Origin of the sequence: Streptomyces sp. 147326 (assembly GCF_045000215.1) — a bacterium.
Lineage (GTDB): Bacteria > Actinomycetota > Actinomycetes > Streptomycetales > Streptomycetaceae > Streptomyces.
Genome location: NZ_CP134201.1, coordinates 166,051 through 184,316, shown reverse-complemented (window position 1 = coordinate 184,316; position 18,266 = coordinate 166,051). Strand labels below are relative to the sequence as shown.

The window sequence follows — 18,266 nt, the reverse complement described above, 5'->3', positions numbered from 1 at the left end:
GGGGCCCGCTGCCGTAGCGGCATAGCGTGAATTTGACGAGGGTCAGTGCTACGGCATACGCGAGACCCGGGTCAAGGGGTGGGGCGCATCCGCCGCACATATCTAGTGAACTATTGACGAGCGTCGCTGTCGCGCGATAGACACGTGTCACCTCCCCCACTCCCGCACTCCCCTTCCGCACCCCATCGGCACCATCCGGTCCGCCCGGGCCGGGTCACAACGTACGGAGTCCCCATGGCAGGTCGGTTTCGCCCCGCAGGTCTGATCACCGCAGTCACCGGCCTCTTGCTGGCCACGGCATGCGGTGGTGCCAGCCTCGGCAACGGCGACGGCAGCAAGCAGAGCGGGCCCGTGAAGATCGGGCTCCTGGTCCCGCAGTCCGGGACCTACAAGGCGCTCGGCGACGACATGAAGCAGGGCTTCGAGCTCTACCTCGCACAGCACGGCGGCAGGCTCGGCGGCCGCGAGGTCCAGATCGTGGTCGCGGACGAGGGGGAGACCGCCGACTCGGGCAAGGCGGCGGCCGAAAAGCTGGTCAAGCAGGACCGGGTCCTGGCGGTCAGCGGGGTGGTCAGCTCGGCCACGATCAACGGGGTCAAGGACCTCTTCGAGACCAGCAAGGTCCCGCTCGTCGGCTCCAACGCCTCACCCACGACCCTGACCGGGACCAAGTACGTCTGGCGCACCTCCTACGTCAACGACGAGCCGGGCAAGGCCCTGGGCGCGCACGTCGCCCAGAAGGCCGGCGGCCCGGTCTTCCTCATCGCCGCCGGCTACCAGGCGGGCAAGGACGAGATCGAGGGCTTCAAGTCCACCTTCCTCCCCGCGGGCGGCAAGATCGCGGGGGAGGAGGTCTACACCCCGTTCCCGGCCACCAAGAACTTCCAGCCCTACCTCGCGCAGATCGAGAACTCCGGTGCCAAGGCCGTCTTCTGCTTCTACGCCGGCGGAGCGGCCGTCGACTTCGTCAAGCAGTACCGGGACTTCGGACTGGCCGGCAAGATCCCGCTCTACGCGCCCGGCTTCCTCACCGAGGGCGGCGTACTGAAGGGGCAGGGAGAGGCGGCCACCGGCATCCTCACCGCGCTCAACTACAGCGCCGACCTGGACAACGCCGCCAACAAGCAGTTCGCACCGGCCTACCGCACCGCCTACGGCGCCGACCCGACCACCTACGCGATGGCCTCCTGGGACGCGGCGCAGGTGCTCGACAAGGCGATCAAGGCGGCCGGCGGCGCCGTGACCCCGGAGTCGGTCAACGCCGCCATCGCCACGGTGGGGGACATCGACAGCCCGCGCGGCACCTGGCGGTTCAACAGCGGCGGCACGCCCGTGCAGCCCTGGTACCTGCGGGAGGTCCGGCAGGGAGCCAACACCGTCGCCGGCGACCTCGGCCGGCTGGGCGGCTGAGATGGGCGGATGGCTGGACGGCAACGTCGTCAGCGTCGTCGACGGAGTCGCCTTCGGGCTGCTGCTGTTCACGATCGCGGTGGGCCTCTCCCTGGTCTTCGGCATGATGGACGTCCTCAACCTGGCGCACGGCACGCTCTACCTCGCGGGTGCCTACACCGCCTACGCACTCTCCGACGGGACCCTGCCGGGCCTCCTCCTCGCCCTGGCGGCCGGAGCCCTGGTGGGCGCCCTCGGGGGAGTGGCGCTGACGGCGCTCACCCAGCCGCTGGCCCGGCGCGGGCACCTGGACCAGGCCGTGCTCACGCTCGGCATCACCTTCATCGTCGCCGACCTCCTCGCCGCCGCCTTCGGCGGCGAGGTGCTCCCCACCGACCCGCCCACCTCGCTGCGCGGGACGGTGGACCTCCTCGGCCACACGTATCCGGTGTACCGGCTGGTGTTCATCGCCGTCGCCGCCGGCCTCGCCACCGTGGTGTACCTCGTCTTCGAACGCAGCTCGCTCGGAGCCCTGGTACGGGCCACGGTCGCGGACCGCGACATGGTCCGCGCCCAGGGGGTCGACATCCGCAAGGTGCTCTACGGGGTCTTCGCCGCCGGCGCGGCCCTGGCAGCGGTCGGCGGGGTCCTCGGCGCGCCGATCCTGGGTCCGGGGCCCGGCGTCGACGAGAGCGTGCTCGTCCTCTCGCTCGTCGTCGTGGTCGTCGGCGGCCTCGGCTCCGTGCGCGGCGCACTCGCCGGGGCCCTGCTCATCGGCCAGGTCCAGACGCTCGGTGTGGCCCTGCTCCCCGAGTACGCGCCCTTCCTCCTCTTCGGCACCATGCTGCTGGTGCTCGTGGTCCGCCCGCACGGCCTCGTCGCATCGGCGGTGCGCACATGACCCACTGCGCACCGTCCGGTTCGACGAGGCCGGGCTCCGCGACCCGGCGGCTGCTGGTCACCGCCGTGGTCACCGGACTGGCCCTGGCCCCCTTCCTCCTCGGCTCGTACGCCATCGGCACCCTCTCCAGGGTCCTCGTCTTCGCCCTGCTCGCCCTGAGCGTGAACCTGCTCACCGGCCTGACCGGACTGCCGACCCTCGGCCAGTCCGCGTACTTCGGCGTCGGCGCCTACACGGCGGCGATCGTCGCGACCCGGCTCACCGACCTCGGCCCACTCCAACTCCTCATCGCCGCGGGCGTGTCCGCGCTCGTGGCCGTACCGACCGGGTGGCTCGCCGTCCGGGCCCGCGGCGTGGTCTTCCTGATGCTGACGCTGGCCATCGGCGAGATCGCGTACAGCGCCGCGGTCAACTGGAAGACACTGACCAACGGCAGCGACGGCATGTCCGGCATCCCGCCCGTCGTACCGCTGCCCGGCATGCCCGCGCTGGAGCTCGACGGACTGGTCTACTTCTACGTACTGGCCGTGTTCCTCCTGCTCTTCGCGGCCGTCAGCCGCCTCGGCACCACCCCCTTCGCCCTCGCCCTGCGCGGAATCCGCGACAACGAGGCCCGCATGAAGGCCATCGGCTACCCCACCCGGCGGTACGCCCTGACCGTCTACTGCGGCGCCGCGGCGCTGGCCGGCGCCGCCGGGTCGCTGTGGGTCTCCGTACAGCGGTTCGTCTCGCCCGGCGACGCCGGATTCGAGATCGCCGCCCTGGTGCTGCTGGCCGTCGTCATCGGCGGCCCGGGCTCGATGTGGGGGGCTTGCGCCGCGGCCGCGCTGATCTGGACCACCCGCGACCACCTCGGGAACCTCGAGGCCGTCGCCGGACGAGGGCCGCTGCTGCTCGGGCTGCTCTTCGTCATCGCCGTCTACACACTGCCCCGCGGACTGGCCGGCGTACGGCTCCCGTCGAGGCCGACCAGGAAGAGGACGGCGTGACCGATCCCGCAACCGATCTACTGGAACTGCGCGGAGTCTCGAAGCACTTCGGGTCCTTCCGAGCCGTGGACGGGGTCAGTTTCACCGTGCGCCCCGGCGCGCGCCACGCGGTCATCGGCCCGAACGGGGCCGGCAAGTCCACCCTGTTCGGCCTCGTTTCCGGAACCCTGCCCGCCACCGCCGGATCCCTGCTCCTCGACGGGCAGGACGTGACCCGGCTGCCCGTGCACCGACGGGTCGGGCTCGGCATCGCCGCGACCTTCCAGCACTCCAGCCTCTTCCTGCCGGAGACCGTGCTGGAGAACGTCCTGCTCGCGGCGCTGCGCCGGGCCGGAGCCGGCACCGGAAGGGGGACGGCCGGGCGGCGGAGGGCCGGTGCCCGGGCCGCCGCGACCGCCCGGGCGCGCAGGCTGCTGGAACGCGTCGGCCTGCCCACCCGGCACGACCTGCCCGCGGCGGAGCTCTCCCACGGTGAACGGCGACAGCTGGAGGTCGCCGTGGCACTCGCCACCGAACCGAGGCTGCTGCTCCTGGACGAACCCGCCGCCGGCATGTCCCCGGCGGAGACGGAGCGGCTGACGAAGCTGATCGCCGCTCTGCCCGACGAGGTGACCGTCCTCCTCATCGAACACGACCTCGACATGGTCTTCGAACTCGCCGACACCGTGACCGTCATGCACCTCGGCAACCACCTCACCACCGGCTCCCCGGACGAAGTACGGGCCTCCGCCGAGGTCCAGAGCGCCTACCTGGGCACCACGGAGGTCTCCTCGTGAAACCGTTCTTCAGCGTCCGCGGCCTGCGCTCCGGCTACGCCGGCGGCGTCGTGCTGGGCGGCGTCGACCTCGATCTCGAGGCGGGCGGGACCCTCGCCGTCCTCGGGCGCAACGGGGTCGGGAAGACCACCCTCATCTCGACCGTCATGGGATTCGTCCGGCCCTACGAGGGCAGCGTCGAGCTCGACGGCCGGGAGATCGGCGGAGCCCGCGTCGACGTGATCGCCCGGGCCGGAGTGGGCGTCGTCCCGCAGGGGCGCCGGGTGTTCGCACCGCTGACCGTGGCGGAACACCTCGCGATCGCCGTACCGCGGCGCCGCGCGCGGGGGCCGTGGACCCGCGCGCGCATCCTCGACCTGCTGCCGCGCCTGGGGGAGCGGCTGGGGCATCGCGGCGACCAGCTCTCCGGAGGAGAGCAGCAGATGCTCGCGATCGCCCGGGCCCTGCTGGGCAATCCGCGGCTGCTGCTCCTCGACGAACCGTCCGACGGCCTCGCCCCGGCGATCGTCGCGCAGGTGGGCGAGGTGATCCGCGAGGTGAGCGCGCAGGGCATGACGGTCGTCCTCGTCGAGCAGAACCTGGGGCTGGCCCTGTCCGCCGCCCAGCAGGTGGCCGTCATGCAGAAGGGCCGCATCGTGCACCGGGCGGACGCGGCCGAATTCGCGTCCCGCCCCGACGACCGGCGGCGTCTGCTGGGCGTCGACTGACACCGGAAGGACGCACCCGACACCGGAAGGACTCACCCATGGCCCCCTCTCCCGACCGCGAACCCCCGTTCACCGCCCTCGGCCGCACGGTGGTGCTCGTCGCGGACGCCGAAGCCGCCCTGGCCTTCTACCGGGACGTCCTGGGCTTCGTCGTGCTGCACGACCGGACGGCCGACGGCTACCGCTACCTGCACATCGGCCTGCCCGGCCCGACCGGACGGCCGTCGGTCGGCCTCTGGCTGATGCCCGCGGCCACGGCCCGGGAGCGCGACCTGATCGGCCGTCAGTGCGGGGGCCAGCCGATGCTCGTCCTCTACACGGACGACGTGCGCCGGACCGGCGCGCACTTGCGTGCCCTTGGCGTGCGGGTGTGGAACGAACGGGTGGGGGACGCGGGCCGTTCCCTGCACTTCGCCGACCTGTACGGCAACGTCATCGTGGCGGCGCAGCTACCGGGCTCCTGAGCTCCCGGGCGAGGTGGCGGGCGGTGTCGCGGGTACGGCGCGGTACGCGGCGGCCGGCTTCGACGAGCACGGCGGCCCGGCCCATCACCCGCAGCGCCCGCACGGACCCCACGGCGGGCACGGCGTCCATCAGGGTCCCCATGGCCATCTCGGTCTCGCGCCAGTCGCCCGCCCGGGCCAGGACCCGGGCGAGCTCCGCGGCGAACAGCACACGGTAGGCCGGGCCGTCACCGCCGGCGTGCGCGGCGCCGTGGAGCAGGGCGGCCGCCCTGTCCAGGTCCCCCAGCGCGGCCCGCGCCAGGCCCTGGTGGCCTTCGAGCTCGGGGCGGTCGAACCACCAGGCCCAGGGCGGGTCCCGGTCCGTCGGCGGATCGGCGAGCAACTCGGCAGCCGTGCGCAGGGCCCGCCCGGCCTCGGGTCCGCGCCCCAGCCGGGCCAGGGCCCGCCCCGCACGCACCTGGAAGATCGCCGCGACGCGCCCGGGAAGGTCCTCGCGGGCCAGCACGGACGAGGCGATCCGCAGAGAGCTCCCGGGCCGCCCCAGATGCTCCTCCTGCATCGCCAGCACCGCGAGGATCAGAGGTTCCACGGGGGCCGGTCCGGCCCCGCGGCCGCCCCGGGCCAGCTCCAGGGCCCGTAGGTGGAGCCGCCGCGACACGCCGTGCCGTTCGGCGTCGAAGGCGATCCACGCGGCGACCTGGAACAGCTCGGCGCACGCGGCCCGCCCCGCGTCGTCCCGCACGGGGCTGCCGAGCCTGACCGTACGGACCGCCTCCAGGGCCGCGCCCACCGCCCACCGGGCCCCGGCCGCGACATCGAGCGCGACGAGCTCCTCCGTCAAGGCCTTCACCTCGGCCACCGACATCTCGGGCACCTCCGGTCCCCCTTCCACCGGCTACTGCGCCGGGTCGGCGTCGGGCAGGACAAGCGTGGCCACGGTCCCGCCGTCCGGGGCGTTCGAGAAGGCCAAATCCGCGCCGACCACCTTGGCCTGGCCCAGCGCGATCGTCAGGCCCAGGCCGCGCCCCCGCCCGCGCTCGGCCGCGCCGGTACGGAACCGCTGCGGCCCCTCGGCCAGCAGCGCGTCCGGAAATCCCGGCCCGTGGTCCCGTACGGTGACCGAGTCCGGGCCGACGGCGACGACCGCGGGCCCGGCCCCGTGCCGGTGGGCGTTGGCGACGAGGTCCGCGAGGATGCGGTCCACCCGGCGCGGGTCCGTGTGCACCAGGGCACCGCCCGCCGCCCCGGCCCGCAACTCCACCTCCAGCCCCCTCCGGTGCACGCAGTCGGCGACGAGCGACCCGAGCGGGCGGGGCACGAGATCGGCCTGCTCCACTCCGGCGTCGAGCCGCGACACCTCCAGCAGGTCCTCCACGAGCCCGCCCAACACCCTGACCCGGTCCCGGACGCAATCCACCGCCAGCTCCTGCGAGAGCAGTTCGGCGGAGGTGGCCAGGCCCATCAGCGGGGTCCGCAGCTCGTGCGCGCCATCGGTGGTGAACCGCCGCGGACGGTCTCGCGGATCACCTCGTCGTCCTCGACGAGCAGCAGGCGGTGTACCGGCCGTCCAGTACCTCGGTCACGAATCCCCCGGAGCGTGTGCGGGGACGGATCGCGCCCCCTGTGATCATCGTAGGCGGCCCGGTCGGCTGACCGACACGGCCGCGGCTGCACGGCTGCGGGGAGCCAGGGCGTGAGGATGGGGCCATGGCCGACACCTTCGCTTCGCGCACCATCGACGTGACGACCGGGGACCGGGAGACGGTCCACGACCTGACCGCCGCCTGCGCCGCCTTCCTCGGGGAGGTGGCACGGGGCCAGTGCGGACTGCTGAACGTCTTCACGCCCCACGCGACCGCCGGCCTCGCCGTCATCGAGACGGGAGCGGGCAGCGACGACGACCTCCTGACCGCCCTGCGGTCCCTCCTGCCCGCCGACGAGAGCTGGCGGCACCGGCACGGATCCCCCGGCCACGGTCGGGACCACGTCCTGCCCGCGATCGTCCCGCCCCACGCGACGCTGCCCGTGATCGACGGAACGCTCGCGCTGGGCACCTGGCAGTCCGTCACCCTGGTGGACACCAACCGGGACAACCCCCGGCGCCAGGTCCGCCTGTCCTTCCTCGGCTGCTGAAGGCGCGTCAGAGAGGGGGCGCAGGGGTGAAGACGTCACCATCATGACAGGTCAGACGGCGTTTTCGTAGGACCAAGGGCACAGGCGGATTGTCTTGTTCAGGCCCCTGTGCGGCTTTGAGAATCACCGTCATGACTCACACAGCGCACCCCAGCCACGACATGGTCCTCCGAGCCCGGGTGGCCCTCCTCGGATCACAGGCGCTGCCGGTCCGTCAGGAGGTCGCTGCCTACCGCGTGCTCGCCCAGGTGAGCCCGCTGGCGTATCTGCCCCTGCTGACCGTCGCGCTGTACGAATACAGCCGCCAGGAGTTCGCCGACGAGCCCGGGACGGCCCTGGCCCTGCGCGCGGAGGCCGTCGCCGCGGCGCGCCGCATGCACGCGATGGAGCCCGATCGGGCAGACCTGCTCGTCGCCGCGCTGATCCGCTACAAGGAGCAGCTGACGGTGATGGGCCGTCAGGCGGAACTCGACGCCGTGGACCGGGAGATGGCCGGGGTCGTGTGACTCCTGTCGGCCGCGTCCGCGCGAGCTCGAGGACCGCCGTGCGGCGCGGGGTCCGTCACCAGCGCCAGGTGAGGGCTTCGCCCTCCGCGACCTCGGACCAGCGCTGCGCCGCGCGGTCGAGCGCGGCCGAGGCCAGGGCGGTCTCCCGGTCGTCGAGGAGTCTGCGGCCCAGCCCACGCCCGTCCGTGGGCAGCCCGGACCAGACGCGGTAGGCCCAGTTGACGCGGAGCTCGGCCCGCATGACCGCCTCGCCCTTGCGCCGCAGGACCTTCAGTCCCGACCGGCGGTGACGGGTCGGCCCGACCGGTTCGAATCCATCGAAGGTGGCGCCCTCCGCCGTGGCACCCCAGAACCCGTCGGTGATCCCGAGCGCGCTCTCGACCGCCGCGTGCACGAGGTCGTGGGGCATGGTCGGGCCGGTCGGCCGGGCCGCCAGCCGGACGTCCGGGCCCCGCCGGTCCCGTACTTCGAGCTCGTGGCGCTGGTCCGGAAGCTTCCGGAAGATCATTTCCAAAGTTCCGCCTCCTGGGGCGTCCGGGCCGGCCGGCCGAAGTGGACCGGCCGGCCCGGACGTCGGGGTCACACGAGGTCGAACCGGTCCAGGTTCATCACCTTGTCCCACGCGGCGACGAAGTCCTTCACGAACTTCCCCTTCGCGTCATCGCTCGCGTAGACCTCCGCGAGCGCCCGCAGCTCCGAGTTCGACCCGAAGACCAGGTCGGCACGGGTGCCGGTCCACTTGACGGCGCCCGTGGCGGCGTCACGGCCCTCGAAGGTGCTCTCGTCGCCGGCCGTCGCCTTCCACGTCGTCCCCAGGTCGAGCAGGTTGACGAAGAAGTCGTTGGTCAGGGACCCGGGGGAGGTGGTGAAGACGCCGTGCGAGGACTGCTGGTGGTTCGCGCCGAGCACGCGCAGGCCACCGACCAGGACGGTCAGCTCGGGCGCGCTCAGGTTCAGCAGGTTCGCCCGGTCGAGCAGCAGGTACTCGGCCGGCAGCCGGTTGCCCTTCCCGAGGTAGTTGCGGAAGCCGTCGGCGGTCGGCTCCAGCGCGGCGAACGCCTCCACGTCCGTCTGCTCCTGCGCCGCGTCCGCACGGCCCGGCGTGAAGGGCACCGTGACGTCGAAGCCGGCGTCCTTGGCGGCCTGTTCGACGGCGGCCGCACCGGCGAGCACGATCAGGTCGGCCAGCGAGATCCGCTTGCCGCCGGACTGGGCGGCGTTGAAGGACTCCTGGATCCCCGTCAGCGTGCGCAGCACCGTCGCCAGCTGGGCGGGCTCGTTGACCTCCCACCCGCTCTGCGGCTGGAGCCGGATGCGCGCGCCGTTGGCGCCGCCGCGCTTGTCGCTGCCGCGGAACGACGAGGCCGAGGCCCACGCCGTGGACACGAGCTGGGACACCGTCAGGTCCGAGGCGAGGACCTGCTCCTTGAGGGAGGCGATGTCGCCCGCGCCGACGAGCTCGTGCGTCACCGGCGGGATCGGGTCCTGCCACAGCAGCGTCTCGGCGGGGACCTCCGGGCCGAGGTAGCGCACGACCGGGCCCATGTCGCGGTGGGTCAGCTTGAACCACGCGCGGGCGAAGGCATCCGCGAACTCGGCGGGGTTCTCCAGGAAGCGCCGGGAGATCTGCTCGTAGGCCGGGTCGATGCGCAGCGAGAGGTCGGTCGTCAGCATCGTGGGAGCGTGGCTCTTGGACGCGTCGTGGGCATCGGGCACGGTGCCCGCGCCGGCCCCCTCCTTCGGGCGCCACTGGTGGGCGCCGGCGGGGCTCTTGAACAGCTCCCACTCATAACCGAAGAGGATCTCGAAGAAGCTGTTGTCCCAGGTGATCGGAGTGTTCGTCCAGATGCCCTCGAGACCGCTGGTGATCGCGTCGGCGCCCTTGCCGGTACCGAAGGAGTTCGCCCAGCCGAGGCCCTGCTGCTCGATCGAGGCGGCCTCGGGGTCGGCGCCGACGCTCTCCGCCGGGCCCGCGCCGTGGGTCTTGCCGAAGGTGTGGCCGCCCGCGATCAGGGCGACCGTCTCCTCGTCGTTCATCGCCATCCGGCGGAACGTCTCGCGGATGTCGCGCGCGGCGGCCAGCGGGTCCGGAGTGCCGTTCGGGCCCTCCGGGTTGACGTAGATGAGGCCCATCTGGACCGCGCCGAGCGGGTTCTCCAGCTCGCGGTCGCCGGTGTAGCGCTCGTCGTCGAGCCAGGTCGTCTCGGGACCCCAGTAGACGTCCTCGTCGGGCTCCCAGACGTCCGCGCGGCCGCCGCCGAAGCCGAAGGTCTCGAAGCCCATCTGCTCCAGGGCCACGTTGCCAGTCAGGATCATCAGGTCGGCCCACGACAGGCTCTGGCCGTACTTCTTCTTGACCGGCCACAGGAGCCGGCGGGCCTTGTCGAGGTTCCCGTTGTCCGGCCAGCTGTTGAGCGGTGCGAAACGCTGCTGGCCGGCGCCGGCGCCACCGCGGCCGTCGCTGATCCGGTAGGTGCCGGCGCTGTGCCAGGCCATCCGGATCATGAAGGGGCCGTAGTGGCCGAAGTCGGCGGGCCACCAGTCCTGGGAGGTGGTCAGCACCTGCGCGATGTCCCGTTTCACCGCCGGGAGATCGAGGGTCTTGAAGGCCTCGGCGTAGTCGAACTCCTCGCCCAGCGGATTGGCCACGGCGGGGTTCTTGGCGAGGATCTTGAGGTTGAGCCGTTCCGGCCACCACTGACGGTTTCCGCCGCCCTGGGTCGGATGAGGGGCGCGCTCGTGTGCGACCGGGCAGCCACCGCCCTCCGACTTGGCGTCTACGACTATCGCCTCATGGTTCTCGGCATGGTTCTCGGACATGGGAATCCTTCCGTACCAGGCGGATCACGGTGTTCAGGAACTGAATGCGAGCAAACTGTCGGGCAAGGGCCCCGTGCACGGCCTCGGCCTCGTCGGTCGGCCCGACGCCGAGGCGGTCACCGTCCCGGACGGTGTCACCTGCCGCTCTGGAGTCTTCCTGTCTCTCGGCTGTCTACCTGTCCCTTGGCTATCTACGAAACCGATCCTACGATGGACGGAATCCAAGTCAAGAAGCACACCAAGCCCATATCCGATCGGATCCCGGACGTCCGCCGATGAACTCCGGGTACCCGTCGAACCTGAAACAGGTGAGCCGATATGAGTGACCTGCTGCAGCGGCTGCGAGGGCGCGGCTGGCGGATGACGTCCCAGCGGCGCGTGGTCGCGGAGGTCCTCGACGGCGACCACGTGCACCTCACGGCCGACGAGGTGCTCGCCCGCGCGGCCGAGCGGCTGCCCGAGATCTCGCGGGCCACCGTCTACAACGCCCTCGGCGAACTGGTCGCCCTCGGCGAGGTCATGGAGGTCACCACCGACGGCCGGGCCAAGCGCTACGACCCCAACGCGCACCACCCGCACCAGCACCTGGTGTGCTCCGGCTGTGGCCTGATCCGCGACGTCCATCCGACCGGAAACCCGCTGACCGGCCTCCCGGCGGAGGAACGCTTCGGCTTCACGGTGTCCGCGGTCGAGGTCACCTACCGGGGCCTGTGCCCGGCCTGCGCTCAGGGGGTGCGGGAGGGGCCCGGGAATGAGCGGGGGCGGAGGGGGTAGGCGCCGCTCACCGGATTACGAGCAAGGAGTTGCCATGCCCCCCAGGCCGTTGACCCGTGGAGGCGCCATGTCGCAGGCCCCCGACGACGGAAGAAGCGAGAGCGAGGAAGAACGCGCGGACCGGCAGTGGCAGGAGCTGATCCAGGAGATACGCGTCGCCCAGACGGGCGTGCAGATCCTCTTCGGCTTCCTGTTGACGGTCGTGTTCACCCCCCTCTTCCACACACTTCCGCAGACCGACAAGACCATCTACATCGTCACCGTCGTGCTCGGCTCCCTGGCGACCGGCGCGCTCATCGGGCCCGTCGCCTTCCACCGCATCGTCTCGGGCCGGCGCATCAAGCCCGAGGCGGTGGCATGGGCCTCGCGCCTCACCTTCACAGGGCTCGTCCTGCTGCTGGCCACCTGCACCGCGGCCCTCTTCCTGGTCCTGAGGGTGGCCACCCACGACGCCCTCGTGCCCTGGCTCGTGGCCGGAGTGCTGGCCTGGTACCTCCTTTGCTGGTTCGTCCTCCCGCTGTGGGCGCGCATCCGGTACACCGCCGAGCACTGAACGGACCGTTCACGACCTGTTCACCACGGTGCGGCGCCATCGTTCCTTCCCGGCCACACGTCAGGCTTCAACAAGAAAATCCTTGATGCCGCACTAGACTGGTGGGTTGTTTGGCGCTGGAACGGAACAACCCGGGCAGACCTGGGCTCCGCCGGCGACCCGGACGGTTCCGGGAACGAGACGCGAGGGCCGATGGCTGCAACACCTGAGCACGGTGAACTCACTCTGCTCGACGGCGGGGACGCGTACGGGGCCGAGTGCGGGGAGTCCGGCAAATCCGCCCGGTTCTCCGCCGGTCCCGCCGCCCCGCCGCGCACCCTCGTCGACATCTTCGAAGCCTCCGCACGGGCGTACCCCGACGAGCTCGCCCTGGACGACGGCACCACCCGGTTGACCTACCGGGCGCTGGCCGCGGAGGTCGAGCGCCGCCGACGGGCCCTCGCGGCCGCCGGGGTCGGCCTCGGCGACCGGGTCGGGGTACGCGTACCGTCCGGCACCAACGAGTTGTACGCCGGCATCCTCGCCGTGCTCGCCGCGGGCGCCGCCTACGTGCCGGTCGACGCCGAGGACCCGGACGAGCGCGCCGAGCTCGTCTTCGGCGAGGCCGGGGTACGGGCGGTGCTGGGCGCCGGAGCGCGCATCGACGTCACCGACCCCGCCGACTCCGGAGCGGGCGCCGCCCGGCCCGGCCCCGAGCACGACGCGTGGATCATCTTCACCTCCGGCTCCACCGGCAAGCCCAAGGGCGTCGCCGTCAGCCACCGCAGCGCCGCCGCTTTCGTGGACGCCGAGGCCGCGCTGTTCCTCACCGAGGAGCCGATCGGCCCGGGCGACCGCGTCATGGCCGGGCTGTCCGTCGCCTTCGACGCCTCCTGCGAGGAAATGTGGCTCGCCTGGCGCTACGGCGCCTGCCTCGTGCCCGTCCCGCGCTCCCAGGTCCGCAGCGGCGCCGACCTGGGCCCCTGGCTGGCGGACCAGGAGATCACCGTGGTCTCCACCGTGCCGACCCTGGCCGCGCTCTGGGAGCCCGAGACCCTCAACGAGGTCCGGCTGCTGATCTTCGGCGGCGAGGCCTGCCCGCCCGAGCTCACCCAGCGCCTGGTCACCGAGGGCCGCGAGGTCTGGAACACCTACGGCCCCACCGAGGCCACCGTCGTCGCCTGCGCCGCGCTCCTCACCGGCGAGGAACCGATCCGGATCGGCCTGCCGCTCAGCGGCTGGGAACTGGCCGTGGTCGACGAATCCGGCGAGCCCGTCCCGATGGGCGGCAGCGGCCAGCTCGTCATCGGCGGCGTCGGCCTCGCCCGCTACCTCGACCCCGAGAAGGACGCCGAGAAGTACGCCCCGCTGGAATCCCTCGGCTGGCAGCGCGCCTACCGCAGCGGCGACCTCGTCCGCGCCGAACCGGAAGGCCTGGTCTTCCTCGGCCGCGCCGACGAGCAGATCAAGCTCGGCGGCCGGCGGATCGAGCTGGGCGAGGTGGACGCCGCACTGCAGGCCCTGCCCGGCGTGGCCGGCGCGGCCGCGGCCGTACGCACCGCCCGCAGCGGCAACCAGCTGCTCGTCGGCTACCTCGTCACCCAGGAGGGCTGGGACCACGCGGCGGCGGTCGAGCGGCTGCGCGCCGAGCTGCCCGCCGCCCTCGTACCGCTGCTCGCACCGGTCCAGGACCTGCCGACCCGCACCTCCGGCAAGGTGGACCGGAACGCGCTGCCCTGGCCCCTGCCCGAACTGGAGACCACCGGTCCCGCCGAGCAGCTCTACGGCACCGAGGCCTGGCTCGCCGAGCAGTGGAGCGAGACCCTCGGCGTGGCCGTCACCGGCGCCGCCGACGACTTCTTCGCGATCGGCGGCAGCAGCCTCGCCGCCGCCCAGCTCACCACCCGGCTGCGCACCCGCTACCCGAGCGCCGCCGTACTCGACATCTACCAGCAGCCCACCCTGCGCAAGCTGGCCCGGCGGCTGGAGAAGTCCGTCCAGGACGACGGCACGGCCCGGACCGTCGCCCCCGTACCGCTCCGCTCCAAGGTGGCGCAGTCGCTCCTGCTGCTCCCGCTCTTCACCCTGATCGGCCTGCGCTGGACGGTGGCGCTGCTCGCCCTGGGCAACGTCCTGCACTGGTTCGGGCCCTACCCGTGGGCGCCGACCGCGTCCTGGTGGCTCGTCGCCGCCGGAGCCGCGCTGCTCTTCAGCCCGCCCGGTCGCCTCGCGATCGCGGCCGGCGGCGCCCGGCTGCTGCTGCGCGGGGTGAAGGCGGGCCGTTACCCGCGCGGCGGAAGCGTGCACCTGAGGCTGTGGACGGCCGAGCGGCTGGCTGAATACGTCGGCGCGACCTCACTCACCGGCTCCTGGCTGGAACGCTACGGGCGGGCCCTCGGCGCCAAGATCGGCCCCGAGGTGGACCTGCACTCCCTGCCCCCGGTCACGGGCATGCTCAAACTCGGCCGCGGCTGCGCCGTGGAGTCCGAGGTCGACCTCTCCGGGCACTGGCTGGACGGGGACCGGCTGGAGATCGGCACGGTCAAGGTCGGCGCCGGCGCGGTGGTCGGCACCCGCAGCATCCTCTTCCCCGGCGCCCGCGTTGGCAAGCGCGCCGAGGTGGCCCCCGGCTCGGCCGTGGTCGGCCAGATCCCCACCGGCCAGCGCTGGGCCGGAGCGCCCGCCGGCAAGCTCGGCAAGGCCAAGCGCAACTGGCCCAAGGAACGCCCGCCGCGTTCGGTCCACTGGCGGGCCATGTACGGAGCCACCGGCTTCTGCCTCACCGCCCTGCCCGTACTGGCCACCGTGCCCGCCCTGCTCGTGGTGAGCCGGTTCGTACCCGCCGACGCCGGCCTCGTCCAGGCCCTGCGCGGAGCACTGATCGCCGTCGTCCCGGGGGCGCTCGCCTTCGGGTTCGCCTACGCGCTGCTCCTGCTGGTCTCCGTACGGCTGCTCAGCCTCGGACTGCGCACGGGCAACCATCCGACGCACAGCAGGGTCGGCTGGCAGGCCTGGACGGTCACCCAGCTGATGGACCTGTCCCGGGAGACGCTCTTCCCGCTCTACGCCGGGCTGATCACCCCCGTGTGGCTGCGGCTGCTCGGCATGAAGATCGGCCGGGGAGCGGAAGTGTCCACCGTCCTCGCGCTGCCGAGCCTCACGACCGTGGGCGAAGGCGCGTTCCTCGCCGACGACACCCTGACCGCCCCCTACGAACTGGGCGGCGGCTGGGTGCGGATCGGACACTCCGAGATCGGCCGCCGGGCCTTCCTCGGCAACTCCGGAATGACCGCCCCCGGCCGTACCGTGCCGGACGACGGGCTGGTCGGCGTCCTGTCCGCCACCCCGAAGAAGGCCAAGAAGGGCAGCTCGTACCTGGGCCTGCCGCCCGTCCGGCTGCCGCGGTCCACCGCCGACGCCGACCAGAGCCGGACGTACGACCCGCCCGCGCACCTGCTGTGGGCGCGCGGCCTGGTGGAGCTGTGCCGACTCGTCCCCGTCTTCTGCTCGGCCGCGCTGGCCGTCCTGACCGTGGCGGCGCTCTGTGCGCTGATCACGGCGACCGGGCTGGGGGTCTGGGGAGCCGCGCTGCTGTCCGGAGCGGTCCTGCTGGCCGCGGGTCTGGCCGCCTGCGCGGTGGCGGTGACCGCGAAGTGGCTGCTGGTGGGCCGGCACCGGGTGGGCGAGCACCCGCTGTGGAGCGCCTTCGTATGGCGCAACGAGCTGGCCGACACCTTCGTCGAGGTACTGGCCGTGCCGTGGCTGGTCGGATCCGTGCCCGGCACCCCACTGGTGGCCCTGTGGCTGCGGGCGCTGGGAGCCCGGATCGGCCGCGGCGTGTGGTGCGAGAGCTACTGGCTGCCCGAAACGGACCTGGTGGAGCTGGGCGACGCGGTCAGCGTGAACCGCGGCTGTGTGTTGCAGACACACCTCTTCCACGACCGGATCTTGAGGACGGATACTGTGGTCCTCCGCGAGGGCGCCACGCTGGGCCCGGGCGGAATCGTCCTGCCCGGCAGCACGGTCGGGGCCCGCAGCACACTGGGTCCCGCCTCTCTCGTGATGGCCGGGGAATCCGTCCCCGCCGACACCCGCTGGCTGGGCAATCCGATCGAGGCGTGGCGGTCCTGAAAGGGCCGCCCCTGCGGTGGTCGGGCGCGGCAGTGGCGGCAGCAGGACACCAGCACGTCGTACGAGCACAGCGCAGGGAGCGGAAGCGGCAGTGAGCGGCCAGAAGACAGAGGCATCGGACCCGTACTTTCCGGCCAACGGCGACTCCCGTTACCGAGTGCACCGGTACGAACTCGCTCTGGATTACCGTCCCGGCCCCAACCGGCTGGCCGCGACGGCCCGGCTCAGCGCCATCGCCGGGCGGGCACCGCTCGCGGAGTTCCACCTCAACCTGGCCGAGTTCAAAATAGGACGCGTCCTGGTCAACGGCCGGGCGCCCCACTACACCCACCGCGGTGGCAAGCTCCGCATCCGGCCGGCCAAGCCGCTGCCGGCCGGCGCCGCCTTCACCGTGGAGGTGCACTGGGCGGGCAACCCCAAGCCGGTGCGCAGTCCATGGGGCGGCCTGGGCTGGGAGGAACTGACCGACGGCGCGCTCGTGGCCAGCCAGCCGGTCGGCGCCCCCTCCTGGTACCCGTGCAACGACCGGCCCGCCGACAAGGCCTCGTACCACATCTCCGTCAACACGCCCTCCGCCTACACGGTCGTGGCCGGCGGCCGGCTGCTCACCCGGACCACCAGAGCCAGCACCACCACCTGGGTGTACGAGCAGTCCGCGCCCACCTCCAGCTACCTCGTCGGCCTTTCCATCGGCATGCACCAGACGGTGCTGCTCGGCGACCCCGGGCTCGGCGGCGTTCCGCAGAGCGCCCACGTGCCCGCGCACCTGCTGCCGCAGTTCTCCCGCGACTTCGCCCGGCAGCCCGCGATGATGCAGCTGTTCGAGGAACTCTTCGGCCCCTATCCCTTCGGCGAGTACACGGTCGTCGTCGCCGACGAGGAACTGGACGTACCGGTCGAGGCCCAGGGCCTCTCCCTGTTCGGCACCAACCACGTGGACGGCGCGCGCGGTTCGGAACGCCTCATCGCCCACGAGCTCGCGCACCAGTGGTTCGGCAACAGCGTGACCATCGCCGACTGGCGGCACATCTGGCTGAACGAGGGCTTCGCGAAGTACGCCGAATGGCTCTGGGCGGAGCGCTCCGGCGGGCGCACCGCGCAGGAGCTGGCGGCCGCCGCACACCGGCTGCTGGCCACGCAGCCGCAGGACCTGCGGCTGGCCGACCCGGGCCGCAAGCTGATGTTCGACGACCGCCTGTACCAGCGCGGGGGCCTCGCCGTGCACGCGATCCGCTGCGCCCTCGGTGACGGCGCGTTCTTCCGCATGCTGCGCGACTGGCTCACCGTGCACCGCAACGGGGTGGTGACCACCGCCGGCTTCACCACCCATGCGGCCCGCTACGCCGCCGAACCGCTGGACGACCTGTTCTCGGCCTGGCTGTACGCGCCCGCGCTCCCGCCCCTGCCCTCACCGCCGGCCCCGTCGTCGATACCGGAGAAGCCCGGCTACCCCCCGACGAACGGCAGACCCGGCAAGGGCCGCGGCCGCGGCCGCGCCTCCGCCTAACGCCTGATCGCTCAGTGAAGAAAAGTCGCCTGCCGTCCGGGGGCGGAGGTGACACCATGCGGTGCCATGGCAGATGACAGCACCACTGTGTTCGAGGCGGGCCAGACGGGACTGGTCGTCCGGATCCCGGAGGCGGAGCCGGTCGTCCGGGCGTGGCGGGGTCGGCTCGACCCCTCGGCCCACGACGGGCTTCCCGCACATGTCACCGTGCTCTTCCCGTTCCTTGAAGAGAGCCGGGTAGACGCCCTCGTCCACTCGGCCCTCGCGGACCTGTTGGGCCGCCACCAGGCGTTCGACCTGCGGTTCGAGAAGTGCGGGCGGTTCCCGGACGTGCTGTACCTCGTCCCCGAGCCGGACACGCGGTTGCGGCAGCTCACGCAGGCGATCGCGGACCGCTGGCCCGAGGCTCCGCCGTACGGTGGCCGGTTCGCCGAGGTCGTGCCGCACCTGACCATCGCCCAAGGTCAGGAAGGCGTCGCCACCCTGGAGGAGATCGAGGCCGACCTCGTCGGCGGGCTCCCGTTCACCTCCCAGGTCTCGTCGGTGGAACTCCTGGTCCACGACGGCACGGGCTGGCGAGAACGGGCATCGTTCGCGCTCGGAGAACGAAGCGGGTCATGAGGCCCGTACCGAGGCG

At 72.5% G+C, this 18,266-nt stretch carries 15 protein-coding genes and 2 pseudogenes; 13 read left to right on the top strand and 4 right to left on the bottom strand.

The window, feature by feature from the left end; all coding sequences use genetic code 11:
• The first annotated feature begins 234 nt into the window (after nt 1-234).
• The 6 genes and pseudogenes from RIU97_RS00940 to RIU97_RS00915 all read left to right on the top strand — a co-directional run bounded on the left by RIU97_RS00940 (nt 235) and on the right by RIU97_RS00915 (nt 5,226).
• Entirely contained in the window at nt 235-1,410 is a 1,176-nt protein-coding gene (locus tag RIU97_RS00940) for an ABC transporter substrate-binding protein (RefSeq protein ID WP_404952795.1), read from the top strand.
• A gap of 1 nt (nt 1,411) precedes the next feature.
• Nucleotides 1,412-2,290, top strand: a complete 879-nt coding sequence (locus RIU97_RS00935; protein WP_404952794.1) for a branched-chain amino acid ABC transporter permease — start codon at nt 1,412-1,414, stop codon at nt 2,288-2,290.
• Entirely contained in the window at nt 2,287-3,279 is a 993-nt protein-coding gene (locus RIU97_RS00930; RefSeq protein WP_404952793.1) for a branched-chain amino acid ABC transporter permease, read from the top strand. The genes RIU97_RS00935 and RIU97_RS00930 overlap by 4 nt, the downstream gene beginning before the upstream one ends.
• A gap of 62 nt (nt 3,280-3,341) precedes the next feature.
• Nucleotides 3,342-4,055, top strand: a pseudogene (locus RIU97_RS00925) (ABC transporter ATP-binding protein); the annotation flags it as partial.
• The gene (locus tag RIU97_RS00920; protein ID WP_404952792.1) at nt 4,052-4,762 is read left to right on the top strand and encodes an ABC transporter ATP-binding protein; all 711 of its coding nucleotides are present in this window, start codon (nt 4,052-4,054) and stop codon (nt 4,760-4,762) included. The pseudogene RIU97_RS00925 and the gene RIU97_RS00920, both read left to right, overlap by 4 nt.
• Before the next feature lie 38 nt (nt 4,763-4,800).
• Nucleotides 4,801-5,226, top strand: coding sequence for a VOC family protein (locus RIU97_RS00915; RefSeq protein WP_404952791.1), 426 nt, complete (start codon nt 4,801-4,803; stop codon nt 5,224-5,226).
• Here the strand turns inward: RIU97_RS00915 and RIU97_RS00910 are convergent.
• Complete coding sequence (locus RIU97_RS00910; RefSeq protein WP_404952790.1) at nt 5,195-6,100, bottom strand: hypothetical protein; 906 nt, start codon at nt 6,098-6,100, stop codon at nt 5,195-5,197. The two genes, RIU97_RS00915 and RIU97_RS00910, sit on opposite strands and share 32 nt — an antisense overlap.
• A gap of 21 nt (nt 6,101-6,121) precedes the next feature.
• Nucleotides 6,122-6,733, bottom strand: a pseudogene (locus tag RIU97_RS00905) (sensor histidine kinase); the annotation flags it as partial.
• A 200-nt stretch (nt 6,734-6,933) separates the two neighbouring features.
• Here RIU97_RS00905 and RIU97_RS00900 point away from each other — a divergent pair.
• Nucleotides 6,934-7,359 carry a YjbQ family protein gene (locus RIU97_RS00900; protein WP_404952789.1) on the top strand — a complete coding sequence of 142 codons (426 nt, stop codon included), beginning with the start codon at nt 6,934-6,936 and terminating at the stop codon, nt 7,357-7,359.
• A gap of 131 nt (nt 7,360-7,490) precedes the next feature.
• Nucleotides 7,491-7,865: a hypothetical protein gene (locus RIU97_RS00895; RefSeq protein WP_404952788.1), complete on the top strand. Its 375-nt coding sequence runs from the start codon at nt 7,491-7,493 to the stop codon at nt 7,863-7,865.
• Nucleotides 7,866-7,920: 55 nt separating this feature from the next.
• Here the strand turns inward: RIU97_RS00895 and RIU97_RS00890 are convergent, their stop codons facing one another.
• Both RIU97_RS00890 and katG read right to left on the bottom strand, forming a co-directional pair.
• The gene (locus tag RIU97_RS00890; RefSeq protein ID WP_404952787.1) at nt 7,921-8,373 is read right to left on the bottom strand and encodes a hypothetical protein; all 453 of its coding nucleotides are present in this window, start codon (nt 8,371-8,373) and stop codon (nt 7,921-7,923) included.
• 71 nt (nt 8,374-8,444) lie between these two features.
• Nucleotides 8,445-10,685 (bottom strand): catalase/peroxidase HPI, encoded by a 2,241-nt coding sequence (gene katG, locus RIU97_RS00885; protein ID WP_404952786.1) that lies wholly within the window; start codon nt 10,683-10,685, stop codon nt 8,445-8,447.
• 318 nt (nt 10,686-11,003) lie between these two features.
• On the opposite strand from katG, the gene RIU97_RS00880 reads away from it, so the two are divergent.
• The 5 genes from RIU97_RS00880 to RIU97_RS00860 all read left to right on the top strand — a co-directional run bounded on the left by RIU97_RS00880 (nt 11,004) and on the right by RIU97_RS00860 (nt 18,250).
• On the top strand, nt 11,004-11,459 hold the full coding sequence (locus tag RIU97_RS00880) for a Fur family transcriptional regulator (RefSeq protein WP_404952785.1): 456 nt from the start codon (nt 11,004-11,006) through the stop codon (nt 11,457-11,459).
• A 67-nt stretch (nt 11,460-11,526) separates the two neighbouring features.
• Nucleotides 11,527-12,012 (top strand): DUF6328 family protein, encoded by a 486-nt coding sequence (locus RIU97_RS00875; RefSeq protein ID WP_404952784.1) that lies wholly within the window; start codon nt 11,527-11,529, stop codon nt 12,010-12,012.
• A gap of 192 nt (nt 12,013-12,204) precedes the next feature.
• A complete protein-coding gene (locus RIU97_RS00870) occupies nt 12,205-16,122 on the top strand; it encodes a Pls/PosA family non-ribosomal peptide synthetase (RefSeq protein WP_404952783.1) in 3,918 nt (1,305 codons plus the stop codon).
• A gap of 91 nt (nt 16,123-16,213) precedes the next feature.
• Nucleotides 16,214-17,629, top strand: a complete 1,416-nt coding sequence (locus RIU97_RS00865; protein ID WP_404952782.1) for a M1 family metallopeptidase — start codon at nt 16,214-16,216, stop codon at nt 17,627-17,629.
• A 66-nt stretch (nt 17,630-17,695) separates the two neighbouring features.
• Nucleotides 17,696-18,250: a 2'-5' RNA ligase family protein gene (locus tag RIU97_RS00860; protein ID WP_404952781.1), complete on the top strand. Its 555-nt coding sequence runs from the start codon at nt 17,696-17,698 to the stop codon at nt 18,248-18,250.
• Nucleotides 18,251-18,266 lie beyond the last annotated feature (16 nt).